13 protein-coding genes are annotated in these 12883 nt (G+C 48.3%); 2 read left to right on the top strand and 11 right to left on the bottom strand.

Features of this window, described 5'->3' with window-relative positions; genetic code table 11:
• Positions 1–54: 54 nt before the first annotated feature.
• From MHH93_RS10005 to MHH93_RS10030, 6 genes are all read right to left on the bottom strand, one after another.
• Positions 55–555, bottom strand: a complete 501-nt coding sequence (locus MHH93_RS10005) for an LURP-one-related/scramblase family protein (RefSeq protein ID WP_500053919.1) — start codon at positions 553–555, stop codon at positions 55–57.
• A 180-nt stretch (positions 556–735) separates the two neighbouring features.
• Positions 736–1476, bottom strand: coding sequence for a hypothetical protein (locus MHH93_RS10010; RefSeq protein WP_500053920.1), 741 nt, complete (start codon positions 1474–1476; stop codon positions 736–738).
• On the bottom strand, positions 1473–2171 hold the full coding sequence (locus tag MHH93_RS10015; protein WP_500053921.1) for an ABC transporter ATP-binding protein: 699 nt from the start codon (positions 2169–2171) through the stop codon (positions 1473–1475). The genes MHH93_RS10010 and MHH93_RS10015 overlap by 4 nt, the downstream gene beginning before the upstream one ends.
• Positions 2164–2550, bottom strand: a complete 387-nt coding sequence (locus MHH93_RS10020; protein ID WP_026081254.1) for a GntR family transcriptional regulator — start codon at positions 2548–2550, stop codon at positions 2164–2166. The genes MHH93_RS10015 and MHH93_RS10020 overlap by 8 nt, the downstream gene beginning before the upstream one ends.
• Before the next feature lie 222 nt (positions 2551–2772).
• Positions 2773–3639, bottom strand: coding sequence for an aldo/keto reductase (locus MHH93_RS10025; RefSeq protein WP_500053922.1), 867 nt, complete (start codon positions 3637–3639; stop codon positions 2773–2775).
• A 43-nt stretch (positions 3640–3682) separates the two neighbouring features.
• The gene (locus MHH93_RS10030; RefSeq protein ID WP_500053923.1) at positions 3683–4240 is read right to left on the bottom strand and encodes an STM3941 family protein; all 558 of its coding nucleotides are present in this window, start codon (positions 4238–4240) and stop codon (positions 3683–3685) included.
• Between the two features lie 362 nt (positions 4241–4602).
• Between MHH93_RS10030 and MHH93_RS10035 the strand changes: the two genes are divergently transcribed.
• The gene (locus tag MHH93_RS10035) at positions 4603–6612 is read left to right on the top strand and encodes a S9 family peptidase (RefSeq protein WP_500053924.1); all 2010 of its coding nucleotides are present in this window, start codon (positions 4603–4605) and stop codon (positions 6610–6612) included.
• A 188-nt stretch (positions 6613–6800) separates the two neighbouring features.
• Here MHH93_RS10035 and MHH93_RS10040 read toward each other — a convergent pair whose 3' ends face one another.
• Entirely contained in the window at positions 6801–7490 is a 690-nt protein-coding gene (locus MHH93_RS10040) for a stalk domain-containing protein (protein ID WP_150366171.1), read from the bottom strand.
• 408 nt (positions 7491–7898) lie between these two features.
• Here MHH93_RS10040 and MHH93_RS10045 point away from each other — a divergent pair, with 408 nt between their 5' ends.
• Complete coding sequence (locus tag MHH93_RS10045) at positions 7899–9089, top strand: MalY/PatB family protein (protein ID WP_500053925.1); 1191 nt, start codon at positions 7899–7901, stop codon at positions 9087–9089.
• 210 nt (positions 9090–9299) lie between these two features.
• On the opposite strand, the gene MHH93_RS10050 is transcribed toward MHH93_RS10045, so the two are convergent.
• From MHH93_RS10050 to MHH93_RS10065, 4 genes are read right to left on the bottom strand one after another with little or no spacing between them, the layout of a single operon-like run.
• Entirely contained in the window at positions 9300–9905 is a 606-nt protein-coding gene (locus tag MHH93_RS10050) for an ABC transporter ATP-binding protein (RefSeq protein WP_500053926.1), read from the bottom strand.
• Positions 9895–10851 carry an ABC transporter ATP-binding protein gene (locus MHH93_RS10055; RefSeq protein WP_500053927.1) on the bottom strand — a complete coding sequence of 319 codons (957 nt, stop codon included), beginning with the start codon at positions 10849–10851 and terminating at the stop codon, positions 9895–9897. The genes MHH93_RS10050 and MHH93_RS10055 overlap by 11 nt, the downstream gene beginning before the upstream one ends.
• Positions 10852–10853: 2 nt before the next feature.
• Entirely contained in the window at positions 10854–11852 is a 999-nt protein-coding gene (locus MHH93_RS10060; protein WP_500053928.1) for an ABC transporter permease, read from the bottom strand.
• On the bottom strand, positions 11849–12844 hold the full coding sequence (locus MHH93_RS10065) for an ABC transporter permease (RefSeq protein WP_500053929.1): 996 nt from the start codon (positions 12842–12844) through the stop codon (positions 11849–11851). The genes MHH93_RS10060 and MHH93_RS10065 overlap by 4 nt, the downstream gene beginning before the upstream one ends.
• Positions 12845–12883 lie beyond the last annotated feature (39 nt).

The following is a 12883-nucleotide window of genomic DNA, read 5'->3' on the forward strand; positions in this document are numbered from 1 at the left end:
AATAAAAGGTCTGGATGATCTCATCCAAACCTTTTTTCTATACATGTTCCTAAACTAGGTTCCCCCACTGCTGGCAGCCGAATTCCGTCTTTTATTAATCACGTGCACGCCCATGACCACAGCAATTAATTCATAGGTGTCGAGTTGTTCCGACTGGTTATCCAATACAAATGCCCCTGAACTAAACCAGCCGCTGGTGCGACGGAAACTTGCCACGATGCGTCCACCACTTCCACTGATATCATATTCCTGCGAAAATGCCGGAGCAGACACATCGTACGTACCACGCGACCCGGCATCATACTCATACTTTTTGCTAAAGAAACTGAACCTCGCTCGCAATACTCCCAGATGTCTCCCATCAGCTGCAGTAACATCCCAACGATTGGATAACATGCGGAATTTGCCGCTGCAGACCAATCCTGAGTGATCAGATACATCGAGCGATGAGCCAAAAACGCTTTTCAAATCCAGATGTCCAGCCTGTTCCTGGTTCGGGTTCATAATTTCGGTATAACCTGCGTTAAAAAAATTGTCCCTAAAATATAGTTCCATAACGCATTCTCCTTTCCCTTATATATCCTTTGGTTCTCTTTAACCTAATCTCGCATCGAGCACACAATATACCTATATATACGTATAATTAATGGTAATGGATTTAAAAAGTGGAATATTTCTGGATGTAAAAAAACGAGCAACCCTGGTTGCTCGCATCACGCTCAAGTTATCCTATCATCAGACTTCAACTTTTTTGTTATTCAGGTATATGGTAGCCCACACCAGAATGACCGCTACGATCATTTCGAATATAGTACTTCCCCACATACCGTCCGACCATAATACGCCATTGGCTGTGATTGCAATACCTGTACTTTCTTCGGTGTAACGGAACATTTCACTTGGACTGAAGCGTCCTGTCATAAGCATATTCTCCAACCAGCCAATCAGATTAACGAGGACCAAGAATGCAACGATTCCGATCCATGGTCCCGTTTTCCAGCGGAAGCTGCCTGCAATCGAGATCGAAAGGAAGATAATGACGGTCATGAATACCATAACCCATGCGCTAAACAGCAACAAACTAATATAATCCGAAACATGCAGACCCGAAAGATCAATATTGCTAGCCATGTTCATTCTGAGCTTCATTGAAATATAGATGTAGGCATGAGTCGTAAATATAATAACTAACCCCAACCCGCAAAGAGCTCCAAAAATCAAAGGAGACAACACATGGGATAGGCCCGTTACGGGCAAAAGACGGCGATTATAAGAGCGGATATTGGACATGTATGTTTTGATCACTTTCACATAAATAGACACGCCTACCCCAACATAACCCATAATGCCAAGCACAATCCCTGCGATCTCAGACATAAAAAGGGAAAGTCCCACTTGAGCAATAATCAAGATAACTAGCCCAGCCAGCAGAGTATTCCAGTTCCTTCTAAAGTCATACTTCAATAAAGTCATCATTCCGCATAGACCTCCTTGAACATCTCATCCACACTTTTCCCATATTTCAGACGGAGCGTTTCCACTTCTTCCCGCATCACCAGTTGACCTTCACGAATGAAGACGACTTCATCAAAAATCCGTTCGATATCATTCACCAGATGTGTGGAGATGATCAGACTACTGTCTTCATCATAGAATTTGACGATCGCATCCAGAATCTTGCCACGTGCAACCGGATCTACTCCACCAATCGGTTCATCCAACAGATATAGACGAGCCTTGCGGGATAGCGCCATGGTTAGTTGCAGTCTCTCATTCATACCTTTGGATAGATGCCGCACCCGATCACTCTCAACAAGGTTCATGAAATCGAGCATCTCCCGTGCCTTCTCCTCGTCAAAATCAGCATAGAAATCACGGTAGTACGCAATTGCATCCCGCACTCTCATCCACTTCTCGGTTAATGGACGATCCGGCATAAATGAAACCAGTGACTTCGTCTCCAACCCAACAGGCTTACCTGTCACTTGAATCGTTCCGCTGCTCGGATGCAGCAAACCTGCAACCAGTTTCATGAGCGTGCTTTTGCCACTGCCATTGCTACCCAGCAGGCCAACAATTCGGCCAGGAGCAATATCCAATGTAATATTACTGAGTGCTCTCTTATTGCCGTATGTCTTGTTAATCTGGTTCAGTTCAAGGATGCTACTCATGTGTTGTTCCTCCCTTTCCTTCCGCAACGGCATCGGCTACGATCGATAAGATATCCTGCTCTTCAATCCCCAGTTCCTGCATTCCGGTCAGAAAGCGTTCCAGCAACTCACCAGCCATCTCTTTTTTGATCGTCATAATCTTCCGCTCCTCACTTGTCACGTATCTGCCCAAACCCCGTTTGGTTTCGACCACTTCTTCTCGCTCAAGTTCCTGAAATGTCCGTTGTACTGTATTGGGATTGATCTGTAATTCAGCCGCCAGTTCACGAACCGAAGGGATTTTGTCACCTGCCTGAAGTGTCCCGGTTACAATCTGTCTCTTGATGTACTGCATAATCTGCAGATATATTGGTAAGTTGTTATCAAATTCCATCGTCACAAAGCACTCGCTCCTCTCTGTACTGGTGTGTTAGTTACATAGTACACTAGTGAAATAGTGTTGTAAAGCCCATTTGTGATAAATATATATTTGCTCCGTTGATGGGCAAGCTTCAGTTATCTAAATACATACAAAAAAGAGCAGGTCATAAAGATCTGCTCTAAATAGTTTAATATTCGCATTTTCACCTTCTTCATATGCTCATCCGTTCAAAGATACCCTCTACACGATGTCTAAAGGTACCTTGCCCTTAGGTGCAGGGAAAGCTTCATCCAACCGGGTCCGTTCTTCTGGTGTCAAAACGATGTTCACTGCTGCCGCATTGTCTGCCACATGACTCAGCTGTACCGCCTTGGGAATCGCCAGTACATCTCCATCCCTGATCACCCAGGCTAATGCAATCTGCGAAGTTGTCACTCCTCGATCCTGTGCAATCTTCTGAATGACCGGATGTTCCAACAATTCACTTCGAAGTTTGCCGCCCTGAGCCAGGGGACAATATGCCATGACTGGAACATGCCGTTCCCGCATCCAGGGAAGCAGATCATGTTCAATACCACGTGAAGCTGCATGGTAAAGCACCTGATTCACCATACACTGCGAGCCCTCCGGCAGGCTCCATAATTCCTGCATATCCCTAGTGTCCAGATTCGAGACACCCCATCGCAGAATTTTACCGGATTGTTTCAATTGTTCCAAAGCCTGAACCGTCTCTTCGAGCGGTACTCCTCCACGCCAGTGGAGCAAATACAGATCCAGACGATCTGTTCCCAATCGCTTGAGACTGCGCTCACAGGCCTTAATCATCTGCTTGCGATCCGCATGGTGGGGATATACTTTCGATACGAGAAAGACTTCATCACGAAGGCCTGAGATAGCCTTTCCTGTAACGACTTCTGCCCCACCTTCCGCATACATCTCCGCCGTATCAATTACAGTCATTCCCCGTTCAATACCGGAACGCAGCGCCCGTACTTCTTCTTCCTGGCTGGATGGCTTCTCTCCCATGTACCACGTGCCTTGTCCTATCGCGGGCAGGGCAGTTCCATCTGGAAGCAGAATCGTGCGTGTCTGATCACCATGCATCATCTATGTTCCTCCATTCTGAAGACTTTATGGACATTGCACCTCTCTAGCGACGACTACACGAATCATAAATCATGCCATCACTTACATGTCTCCAGTGCCTCATCATCAAGATATACAACTGATCCAGTGGCATGGTGAGGCTACTCTGTGCAACGCTGATGGTCGCATCAACCATAGTGCTGTTGACCGTCATCAATTTGCGTTTCATCCCGTTCTGGCGATCCAGAAAGGCTTTCTCATCCCGCAATTTAACGCCGATCATTCTCTGTCCCATCAATTCATACATAAAAATATTCTCAACGTCTTTCCAGGCCACTGCTCCTCCTGCGGTATACGAAGATGCATCCACAAACCCATCCTCATTGATGACAAAAGAAGGTTCCTTTTTAATCATCTTTACCAGACTGTAGCAGAAACATAGCCCAAAAAACAAAATGGATAGAATTCCAATCACACTCGAAAGGATGGAATCATTCGTATCGGAAGAACGATCAAAAATCAGAAAAAATCCGGCGGCTACAAAAAGCGCTGCCCCTGCCGTAAGCCACGCCATTCGTTTCCGGTTTGGATATTCTACATGCTGTTCATAGGATGTGCTCAACGTGACGTTCCTCCTTGATTACGACTGAATCATACAAGTTCTATATAAACGAATGGCTATGAACCAAATAACCGAATGTAGAACAAGAATTGCATTGTACATTAAACCAAATTCACCCATGTTAAACATTAAATTATGACCACTTCTCGTCATTTCTGCGCTTATTCCACATTAGGATTCGTCATCTTTCGAGCAATTCCTTTTACACACCTATATGAATTGAATAAAGAATGTTTGCACACTGGCCACTCCGATGACAGAACAACCTTCATTCCCTTATTGTCCTGTACTTGGCTTTCCGTTAATATAAATGGAAAGGTTAGGAAATTAACCAATTCTAATTCATGGTGGGAGGACAAGAAATGATGAGTCAGCGCGGCATCACATCGGAAGATCTCTATCAGATTACATGGGTTAACGATCCGACTCCGTCTCCTCAAGGCGGACAACTGGTATATGTAAGCCGGAAAACAAATGAAGCACGTGACGGTTATTGTTCTCACCTGAGACTGCTGCATCTGGGGAGTCAGAAGGACAGGCCCTTTACCTCCGGAGAGAAGGATCATTCCCCGGCCTGGTCGCCAGATGGGTCCCAGCTTGGCTTTTTACGAGAGGTTGATGGGAAATCCCAAGTGTGGATTATCGCAACAGATGGCGGAGAAGCACAGCAGATCAGTCACCTGAAACATGGCGTCAGTTCCTTTCTTTGGTCACCAGATGGCCATACCCTACTTGTGAGATCATCCGTGGATATGAGCGGAGAAAACGAATTAAAACATACAGATTCCAAAGACGATGACCCTAAACTGCCGCAAGAACATGTCGTGGACCGAATTCGCATGAAATCAGATGCAGGCGGATTATGGGACGGAAGACGTTCCCATCTCTTCATCATCGCGCCGATCGATGCAGAAGCTATTCCTGTAACTACAGGTCATTATGACGTTGGCGACTACGCCTGGTCACCGGATGGGTCATTCATCACATGGATCACGCAAATGCCTGAAGAAGGCGAGGAGCATAACGATTACACCCTGACCAATCATGTGTACCTTGCCAAGGCAGACGGATCAGATGTGCAGCAGTTAACTCCGGACGGATATACGTTCAGCCGACTGACATTTGCACCGGATGGACAATCCCTGGCCCTGCTCGCCAGTGACCGCTCTTATGGAAATGCAACACTTGTGAAGTTATATACCCTGCCTGTATCAGGTGGTGAACCCGTATGTCTGAGCACGGATTGGGACGTACAGTTGAATCACAGCATTGTTGGTGACATGCGGTCACACCTGACAACCACGGGGCCTGTATTCAGTCGGGATGGTTCATCCATCCTCTGCCTAGCGACCATTCATGGTAGTGTACGCATCGCCAAATTCGCAATAGACGGCAGCAGTGCGGAGTATATATTGCCTGATGAACAGGAGATTTATCAATTTGCCGAATTGGAAAACGGACAGATCGTTGCTGCTGTTGCCAATACACGAAATCCTGGTGACCTCTATATGTATGAACAACCGGAAGATTCCGGTGTAGAACCGATTCAGCTTACCCACTGCAATCCACAGCTTGAGGATGAGATCCATCTTAGTGCACCCGAGACCTTCTGGTTCAACGCCTCGGATGGCCTGCGATTGCAAGGGTGGATCATGAAACCTCCTGGCATGGTTGACGGGGTCAAAATCCCGACTATCCTGGAGATTCATGGCGGCCCGCACATGATGTATGGCTTTACATTCATGCACGAGTTCCAGATTCTTGCCGCACAAGGCTATGCTGTGGTGTACATTAATCCACGCGGAGGGCTCGGATACGGGCAACAGTTTGTAGATGCCTGTCGTGGCGATTACGGCGGTGGCGACTATCGCGATCTCATGGAAAGTGTGGATTATGCCCTGTCCCAGTATGAATTTATTGATGAATCCAGACTGGGCGTAACCGGTGGCAGTTATGGTGGCTTCATGACCAACTGGATTGTTGGGCACACGGATCGTTTCAAAGCCGCTGTGACCCAACGTTCCATCTCCAACTGGTTATCTTTCTACGGTGTCAGTGACATTGGCTATTTCTTCACCGAAGATCAGATTGGTGGGAACGCGTGGGATGACACGGAAAAACTGTGGAAACATTCCCCGCTCGCTTATGTCGGCAACGTGAGTACTCCGCTGCTCATTTTGCATGGCGAACAGGATCTGAGGTGTCCGATTGAACAGGCTGAGCAATTATACATTGCGCTGAAACGCCGTAAGCAGACTACTCGTCTTGTTCGTTTCCCAGGGGCCAACCATGAATTGTCTCGTGGAGGTCATCCTCACTTACGGGTACGCCGTCTGGAGCATATTGCGGGTTGGTTTAACGAGTACCTGTAAATAACATCAAGTTCCCGAGAAGAATAGAACCAGATATGAATTCAAGCATAAAAGCCGCCCGTTGAAATCTGTTACGACTTCAACGGGCGGCTTTTGGCGTTACCTTTTGAATAATAGAAGAATACGGATCACTATACTTTGAACAACTCAGGCAGGATAGTATTAGGACGTGTAATTATAATCGTCCCTTACTCTTCGCCCCACACTACGGTAACTTCATTCAGGTCCTTGTTGGTCGCAGACACAGAACCCGTGATCGTTACGGCATATTTACCATCTTCACGACCCACGATACTGAAGCCGTCTGCCTCTATATCCTGAGTATTTTGAGTCAAGTTTTTGGTCTGATAGTAGTCCTTATAGGATGTTCCAACGGTTAACAACGTTTCTTTTGTTGTGTACGTGAGGACAACTTTTTTGTTGCCATCCATGATGTTCTCAACGAGACTTGTCGCCTTCGCATCCTTTGGTAATGGGAAATCTGCTGGCAGATACTTGGACTTCACGCCTGCTGCCTGTGTGTTAGTCCCTGTTGAGGGTGATGTTGATCCGCTGTTGCCTGTGGATGTGGACCCACCGGAGGAGCTTGAGGAGCCGATGCTCACTTTATTGTTCTGGGAGTCATACTTCACTTCGGTCTTCAGTGCATCCGCGATCGAACGAACGGGAAGATATGTACTGCCCTGATATGTAATTGGCGCAAGCTTTTTGCCCTGGTCACCTGTCGGTGTGAATTTCTGTCCGTTCACTTCAATGGCGAGTCCATGGTTCAAATAAGCTTTGATCGTCTCCAGTTGTGTACCTGCATATACGCCTGCCGATCCGGTCAACACCATGCCGAACACACTCGCAGTAATCAACCACTTTTTGCTTTTCATCTCTAAACGCCTCCTGAGTTCAAATGTCAGCCTTATGCATAATACGATACAAGACAATCGCTCGATTTACGCAAAATGCCCATGTCGTTATGCTCATCATGTATGGGTACGAGCTTATTCGGATAACAGCCCGTTGTTCCATCAAATGTTAGCAATATAATAGCATCTGACAAGAGGTTGTAAACAAAAAATGAAAAAAACAGGACCAAGGGCGTACATAAATAGTCTTTGTCGTATGCCTGCCGTTCTCTGACTCGTTAAGCTGTTCTTATATGAATAAAGTCCTGAATTCCAGACCATACCTATGAAGCTCCGCTCGCACGTCAAGAGTTGCGAAATAAACCGATATAGTTGATAATTATTTGTCGATTGTAATCGAGGGAACGGAATTTAAGGGGGATTTTTACGATGAACAATAACAGTACATTTGATCAGTCTATTAACCGGATCTCTACTGGATCAGAGAAATGGGATGCACTTGAGGAGATCTTCGGTGTTGCAGATGCGCTTCCGATGTGGGTAGCCGATATGGATTTTGCTGCTCCACCATCCGTCATTGAGGCTTTGCAAACACGAATGGAACACGGCATATTTGGGTATACGGTGCGTACCGAAGCCTATCATGCAGCCGTTGCAGGGTGGATGGAACGCCGCCACAACTGGAAAATTAACGATGACTGGATCGTGTTCACGCCAGGGATAGTGCCCGCACTCAGCATTGCTGTACAACGATTTACGGATCCGGGAGATGCAGTGGTCATTCAGACTCCGGTGTATGCTCCCTTCTATGAGGTGGTACGTGGTCAAGGCCGTGAACTGATCACCAATCCTTTGGCAGAGAATAATGGCCATTACACGATGGATCTGGAACAACTGGAATCCAGCTTGCAGACCGGTCGAGTCAAAATGCTCATTCTGTGCAGTCCTCATAATCCGGTTGGACGTGTATGGACTCGCGAGGAGCTTGAAAAGCTTGCGTCGCTGTGTGTTCAATATAACGTACTGATGGTTTCAGATGAAATTCATGCCGATCTTGTTCACCAGCGCGGAGCTCATACACCGCTGACCCTGATCTCGGAGGCTGTCTCCGATCTGAGTATCATCTGTACGGCTCCAAGCAAAACGTTCAATATCCCCGGCCTCTGCACTTCCAATATCATCATCCCTAATGAAAAATTGCGTGAATCCTTCGCGCAAGGTGTCAAAACGATGGGACTTGCCGGTATCAGCACACTGGGGGCTGTTGCAACCGAAGCTGCGTATAATGATGCAGAGGAATGGCTGGAGGAGTGCCTTGTATATATCCGCGGGAATATGGCGTATGTACAGCAATATGTTGCGGAACATATGCCAAAGATCAAAATGCATCTACCCGAAGCAACCTATCTGTTATGGATGGATTTCCGGGAATTGAATATCCCACATGCACAACTATGCAATATGCTGCTTCATGAAGCAGGACTTGCCTTCAATGACGGGAGCTCCTTTGGAACCGAGGGTACAGGGTTCATGCGTATTAATGTAGCCTGTCCACGTTCCACAGTGGAAGAGGCGATGCGCAGATTATCTGTGTTACTAAGCAATGCGTCGGACAAATAAGCCTTCAGTCACATTGATTAACATTGCAATTGGAATGTGTACTATTCCTTAAATGACGAATACTTGTCAAAATGGAAAAAGGGGGTCCCCCAGTCATGTCCATGACTCACATTCATGGTCAGTGACAGTACTAGGGGCACCCCTTTTCGTTTTCTTTTCTATTCTCTTCTTTTCTATTCAATCCATATATTTATAAACATATAATTAAAATCACAGTGACATCGGCATCGGTGTAATTCTGTCGCACAACCTGTTCAGCAGATCCCGATCATGGCTTATGATCAGTAATCCCAGATCACGCTGGCGAGCCACGTCCATCACGGTATGCCAGATCTGTGCCTGCGTGATCGCATCCAGCATCGTTGTCATTTCATCTGCGATCACATAACGTGTCGACGTACCAAGTGCGCGTGCCACACAGAATCGTTGCAGTTCTCCACCCGATAATTCACCCGGTCTGCGGTCCAGCCAAGCTTGCTGAATCCCCAAAGCTTCGAGCAACTGTTCATCCTGTACAGCCGCCTCCTGAAGTACACGACGCATCCGCCAACGTGGATTCACAGCTTTCTCCGGGTGCTGGAACACCAGCTGAACCGGACATACGCCTGTACGAGGGAGTGGTTCACCCTCCAGAAGTACTTGTCCTGCCACGGGTTCCGCATATCCTGCAAGGATGCGCCCAAGGCTTGTTTTCCCACAGCCACTCGGTCCCCACAAGCCAACAACTTCGCCTTGTTGTACCTGCATATTCATCTGCTGGAACACCCACGATGTCTGATTATAACGATAACTTACCTCCTGCGCTTCAAGTGACATGGAAACACCTCACTTCTCCGCCTCGTATCCGACGAAGCGGAGGACGTTCGCGGGTACATGCTGCGGTTGCTACGCTACATCGGGGAGCAAATGAACATCCTGTAATGATCCCTTGACTTGCCAACGGCTGGGAGCCTGGGAGTGGCTGAAATCCATTCTGAGGTAACGCATTCCAGAGGGCTTTCGTATACGGGTGGCGCAGATGTTCTCCAATTCTCGCAAAATCATCCACTTTCGCTGTCTCCACATTGGTACCCGCATAAAATACAGCGATGCGATCGGCGGCCGTCAGGGCAGTCGTAACATCATGCGTAATCCATAGGATGCCTACGCCTTGATCTGCGAGTTCGCGAAATTGCTTCATCGTCTCGGCCAACACTTCGGGATGAATGCCTGGTGTCGGCTCATCGGCAATGATCAGCTTGGGCTGGCCAGAGGTCGCTGTCGCCATCAACACCCGCCTTGCCATACCTCCGGACAACTCAAACGGGTATTTCCCACCAGTTCCCCGTGGGAGCTGATATCGCTCTATCAGCTCCTGCTCCGTCTTTTTCATCTGAGATCGATTCATGAATCTGCGCTTCCGTCCCCCATCCCGGCTTACCGGTTGAACTTGTCTCCCCACCTTCATCAGCGGGTCCAAATAACTGACGGATTGTGGAATTAACACCAGTTCGTCTCCACGCAGATGAAGCTGCCGCTCTGGGGTCAAGGGCTCGCCATTGTAGCTCATTCGACCTTCCAACTTGGCATTGGCAGGCAGAATGCCCATGATGGCCTGCGCCAGCACACTTTTACCCGATCCACTTGCGCCTACAACAGCTACAATCTCGCCCTCGTTTATGGAAAGATCCAGATTCTGAATGACATCAGTCCGTTCATGTCCAAACCAGCCACGAGCGCGCCGAAATGACACCGATACTCCCTGAATATCAAGAAGAGCCATATCTACCTCACCTCCCTTGAACTACCTGTACCCGTCAATGTCTTCAGACTGTTGCCCAATACATCAAACGCACGAACAACCAGCAATAATGCCAGTCCCGGGAAAAAGGCGAGCCACCACAGGCCAGCAGATAAATATCTCATCGACTCTGACAAAATAATGCCAATTGCCGGTTGCTGCGGGGACAACCCCAGCCCCAGAAACGTAATGGCTGCCTCATGCAGAATCGCATGGGGAAAGATTAGCAGTACGCCCACGAACAGTTGCGGGACCAGATGTGGCAGCATATGCTGCACCGCAATTCGTAACCGCGATTGACCCAACTTGTGTGAAATCTGAATGTATTCTGCGGATTTCAGTTGAATCATCTCTGCTCGTACAATCCGGGCCAGATTCGGCCAGTGCGTCAGCGCGATGGCTGCCGCCACTCCTGCCAAACCTCCCCCGAAGACAAAGGCCAGCATAACAAGCGATACCAGATGAGGCACACTCAGGAACAGGTCGATGATCCAGGAGATGACCCGGTCAGCAACTCGGCTGGAAGCCGCCCCCAAACCCAGCAGTAGTGCGATCAATCCGCCACCACATGCAGCAAGCAATCCCACTTGAATGCTGGTTGCCAATCCTTTTAACGTACGCATGAACATATCTCTGCCGAGCCAATCCGTGCCGAATGGATGCGCCCAGGTTGGGGCCAGATTCCGATCCATTAATGAGGTAAGGGTAGAACCGGCGGGTAGCAGCCTGCCCGTCGACCATACGAGGATAATCCAGATCACTGCAAGGCTTCCCCAGATCACCGCCCTTTGGCGAGGATTGCGGAAATGTCGGTCTCTGGGACGCGCATATCCTTTTCTAGTCTGGCTTGTTTCTCGTGCAGCCCCCGTGTGCAACAACTCCGGAGTAGTGTTGTACGGTACCTCTTGATTCGCCATCTTTACTTTCTGTACATCGGTTGTTTCATCCGTCTGCTCGGAGGAGCGTTCGATCGTCTGTTTCATGACATTAACTCCTCCTTCATCCGCGGGTCGATCAAGCGATACAGGATGTCAGCCACCATATTACCTGTAAAAACAAATATTGCACTGCACATCACAAGTCCGAGCAGCAGTGGAACATCACCACGTAACCCGGCCTGAACCGTTGCCTGACCCAGGCCGGGGTATGAAAATACCTGCTCCGCCAGCACAGCCCCGCCGAACAGCTCACTGAACGAAGCAAACTGCAACGTAATCGCTGGCAAAACAACATGTCTGAACCCATGTCGACGGAACAGCTGAAATCCACGCTCACCCCGCGCTCTCGCAAACAGAATATAATCTGACTCCAGCACATCCATGAGCTTCTGCCGGGTATGCAGCGCGATGGAAGCTACCCCGGTAAGACTGAGAGTCAAGGCTGGCAGAATCATATGAACAACCCGATCTCCCCAGGTCACCTGATCAGCCGACATCCCTGCGGGTACCCCAAGACCAACTGGAAGCCATCCGAGCCACACCCCAATTATCATCAGCAGCAACAGCGCAATCCAGAATACCGGCGTGGAGGCCAGCGTATAGCAATACCAGCAGATCAGGCGATCCAGCCTTGAATCCCTTCTCATGGCAGCAACTACACCAAGAGCGAACCCGAAGATACCAGACAGTAGCCAGGCTACAGCCATAAGCGCGACAGAATTCATGAATCGTTCTTGGATAATATCCGCTACAGGCTGCCTGTAGATCATCGACGTTCCCAAATCTCCCTGAATCAGTGCTTGTCCCCAGGTCAGCAATCGTTCCATTGGAGATTCATTCAATCCCCAACGCTCTTCGATTAAACTGCGCTGTTCCGCACTTACCCTGATCATGTCTCCACCAATGTAAGCTTCGATCGGGTCCACAGGGGAGAATTGCATTAATATAAAAGACACCACACTGACTCCAACCAATAGAGATACAAGTCGCAACACTTTATTACCAACAAATCTGGCCCATCCATTCCTGCCCGTCATCCAATCTCTCCCCAATTCAGGCTAAAGCTACCGCTATGT

Source organism: Priestia sp. FSL H7-0729 (genome assembly GCF_038005685.1).
Classification (GTDB): domain Bacteria; phylum Bacillota; class Bacilli; order Paenibacillales; family Paenibacillaceae; genus Paenibacillus.

What these genes read in the sequence shown, in the direction of transcription:
- MHH93_RS10065 (WP_500053929.1), bottom strand. Translation starts at nt 12,844, where the DNA reads ATGACGGGCAGGAATGGATGGGCCAGATTTGTTGGTAATAAAGTGTTG.
- MHH93_RS10015 (WP_500053921.1), bottom strand. Translation starts at nt 2,171, where the DNA reads ATGAGTAGCATCCTTGAACTGAACCAGATTAACAAGACATACGGCAAT.
- MHH93_RS10060 (WP_500053928.1), bottom strand. Translation starts at nt 11,852, where the DNA reads ATGAAACAGACGATCGAACGCTCCTCCGAGCAGACGGATGAAACAACC.
- MHH93_RS10035 (WP_500053924.1), top strand. Translation starts at nt 4,603, where the DNA reads ATGATGAGTCAGCGCGGCATCACATCGGAAGATCTCTATCAGATTACA.
- MHH93_RS10005 (WP_500053919.1), bottom strand. Translation starts at nt 555, where the DNA reads ATGGAACTATATTTTAGGGACAATTTTTTTAACGCAGGTTATACCGAA.
- MHH93_RS10050 (WP_500053926.1), bottom strand. Translation starts at nt 9,905, where the DNA reads ATGTCACTTGAAGCGCAGGAGGTAAGTTATCGTTATAATCAGACATCG.
- MHH93_RS10010 (WP_500053920.1), bottom strand. Translation starts at nt 1,476, where the DNA reads ATGATGACTTTATTGAAGTATGACTTTAGAAGGAACTGGAATACTCTG.
- MHH93_RS10040 (WP_150366171.1), bottom strand. Translation starts at nt 7,490, where the DNA reads ATGAAAAGCAAAAAGTGGTTGATTACTGCGAGTGTGTTCGGCATGGTG.
- MHH93_RS10045 (WP_500053925.1), top strand. Translation starts at nt 7,899, where the DNA reads ATGAACAATAACAGTACATTTGATCAGTCTATTAACCGGATCTCTACT.
- MHH93_RS10025 (WP_500053922.1), bottom strand. Translation starts at nt 3,639, where the DNA reads ATGATGCATGGTGATCAGACACGCACGATTCTGCTTCCAGATGGAACT.
- MHH93_RS10055 (WP_500053927.1), bottom strand. Translation starts at nt 10,851, where the DNA reads ATGGCTCTTCTTGATATTCAGGGAGTATCGGTGTCATTTCGGCGCGCT.